Annotated in this window: 1 protein-coding gene; it reads left to right on the top strand. The window is 72.4% G+C overall.

The window, feature by feature from the left end; all coding sequences use genetic code 11:
* Positions 1-11 precede the first annotated feature (11 nt).
* A partial coding sequence (locus LDL48_RS43130) for a condensation domain-containing protein (protein ID WP_225260996.1) occupies positions 12-2,955 on the top strand: 2,944 nt, incomplete at its 3' end.

Below are 2,955 nucleotides of genomic sequence, written 5' to 3'. Positions count from 1 at the left end.
CCGGGACGCGGATGTACCGCACCGGTGACGTGGTCCGGTGGAGCCCGGCCGGGGTGCTGGAGTACGTGGGCCGGGCCGATGACCAGGTGAAGATCCGCGGGTTCCGGATCGAACTCGGCGAGATCGAGTCCGCTCTGGACGCCCTCGACGGGGTGGACCGGGCGCTGGTGGTGGCGACCCCGGACACCGGCTCCGGTCGCCGGCTGATCGGCTATGTCCGGTCCGCCGCCGGGCTCGACCCGGCCGCGCTGCGGGCCGCGCTCGCGCAGAGCCTGCCCGACTACATGGTGCCGGCCGCGATCGTGGTGGTCGACGAGTTCCCGCTGACCGTCAACGGCAAGGTGGACCGGGCCAAGCTGCCCGCCCCGGAGGTGACGGCGGCGGTCAGCGGGCGGGGTCCGCGCGACGCCCGCGAGGAGATCCTCTGCGGTCTGTTCGCCGAGGTGCTCGGGGTGGCCGAGGTCGGCATCGACGACTCGTTCTTCGACCTGGGCGGGCATTCGCTGCTGGCCACCCGGCTGGTCAGCCGGATCCGGTCGGCGCTGGACGTGGAACTGCCGGTGCGGGACCTGTTCGACACGGCCACCGTGGCCGGCCTGGCCCGCCGGCTGGACACGGCCCGCGCCGGCCGGCCCGGCATCGAGGCGGTCGTACCGCGGCCCGAGCGGGTGCCGCTCTCCTTCGCCCAGCAACGCCTGTGGTTCCTGGACCGGATCGAGGGTCCGTCCGCGACCTACAACGTGCCGGTCGCGATGCGCCTGCACGGCCCGGTCGAGGTACCGGCCCTGACCGCCGCCCTGACCGACGTCGTCACCCGGCACGAGAGCCTGCGCACCGTGTTCGGCGAGGACCCGGACGGCCCGGTCCAGGTGGTACTGCCGGCCGCGGAGATCACCCCCGCGCTCACCGTGACCGACTGCGGCACCGAGGAACTGGCGCAGCGGCTGCGGGAGGCGGCCGGGTACCGGTTCGACCTGGCCGGCGAGCTGCCGGTCCGGGTGTGGCTGTTCCGCCTCGCCGCGGACGAGCACGTGCTGCTGATCGTGGTGCACCACGTCGCCGCGGACGCCTGGTCGATGCGGCCGCTGGCCCGCGACCTGACCGTGGCGTACCAGGCCCGCAACGCCGGCCTGGCGCCCGGCTGGACCCCGCTGCCGGTGCAGTACGCCGACTACACCCTGTGGCAGCGCCGGGTGCTGGGCGACGAACACGACCCGGACAGCGTCATCCACGCCCAGCTCGACTACTGGGCGCGAAACCTCGGCGCGCTGCCGGAACAGCTGAACCTGCCGTACGACCGGCCGCGGCCGGCCGTGGCGTCGTACCGCGGCGACTCGGTCGCGTTCACCGTGGACGCCGGCCTGCACGCCGGGCTCACCGCACTGGCCCGGCAGACCGGCACCACGCTGTTCATGGTGGTGCAGGCGGCGCTCGCCGCGCTGTTCACCCGGCTGGGCGCCGGTACGGACATCCCGATCGGCACGCCGATCGCCGGTCGCACCGACGACGCGGTGGACGACCTGGTCGGGTTCTTCGTCAACACGCTGGTGCTGCGTACCGACACGACGGGCAACCCGAGCTTCACGGAGCTGCTGGCCCGGGTACGGGAGACCGACCTGGCCGCGTACGCCCACCAGGATCTGCCGTTCGAACGCCTCGTCGACGTGCTGAACCCGGCCCGGTCGCTGTCCCGGCACCCGCTGTTCCAGGTCATGCTGGCCGTGCAGAACACCGACCACACGCCGCACGGCCAACCGTCCGACATCACCATCACGCCCGAACACGTCACCACCGACACCGCGAAGTTCGACCTGCTGTTCATCCTGTCGGAGACCTCGGCGGACGCCGGGCTGTCCGGTGAGGTGGAGTTCAGCGTCGACCTGTTCGACCGGCAGACCGTGGAGCGGCTGACGGTGTGGCTGCTGCGGATGCTGTCGGCGGTGGTGGCGTCGCCGGAGCGGCCGGTGAGCCGGCTGGATCTGGTCGATCCCGCTGAGCGGGATCTGTTGCTGGACGCGTGGAACGGTGAGCCGGTCGGTGAGGCGTCGGTGGATGGTCCGTCGTTGGTGGAGCTGTTCCAGCGGCAGGTTGCCGCGGATCCGGTGGCGCCGGCGGTGACGTTCGGCGGCGAGTCGTTGACCTATGGCGAGTTGTCGGCGCGGGTCGACGGTCTGGCCCGGTGGCTTGTCGGGCGGGGGGTGGGTGCCGAGTCGCGGGTGGCGGTGCTGGTGCCGCGGTCGGTGGAGCTGGTGGTGGCGTTGCTGGCGGTGGTGCGGGCCGGTGGTGCGTACGTGCCGGTGGATGTGGATTATCCGGCGGACCGGGTGCGGTTCATGGTGGAGGACGCGGCGCCGGTGCTGGTGCTCTCGACGGCCGAGCTGGCCGACCGGGTGCCGGACACGGGCGTGCCGGTCGTGCTGCTCGACGAGCCGCGTACGGGCACACCGGCGCACGGCGAACTGCCGCTGCCGCGGGCCGGGCAGGCCGCGTACGTGATCTACACGTCGGGGTCGACCGGCCGGCCCAAGGGCGTGGTGGTGTCGCACGCGAACGTGGTCCGGTTGTTCGCGTCGACCCGTCAGTGGTTCGGGTTCGGCCCGGGTGACGTGTGGACGATGTTCCACTCCGCGGCGTTCGACTTCTCGGTGTGGGAGTTGTGGGGGCCGCTGCTGGCCGGTGGCCGCCTGGTGGTGGTGCCGTTCGCGGTCAGCCGCTCCCCGCAGGACTTCCTGCGGTTGCTGGCCGACGAGCGGGTGACGGTGCTGAACCAGACCCCGTCGGCGTTCTACCAGCTGATCGACGCCGGCACGTCCCGGCTGGACCACCTGCGCTACGTCGTCTTCGGTGGGGAGGCGCTGGATCTGCGCCGGCTGGAGCCGTGGCTGGAGCGGCACGGTGAGCGGCCGGCGCTGGTGAACATGTACGGGATCACCGAGACCACCGTGCACGTGAGTT

The organism is Jidongwangia harbinensis (assembly GCF_020216025.1).
Classification (GTDB): domain Bacteria; phylum Actinomycetota; class Actinomycetes; order Mycobacteriales; family Micromonosporaceae; genus Actinoplanes; species Actinoplanes harbinensis.
Note: the sequence above shows the minus strand (reverse complement) of the source record. Positions and strands in the feature narration are given on the sequence as shown.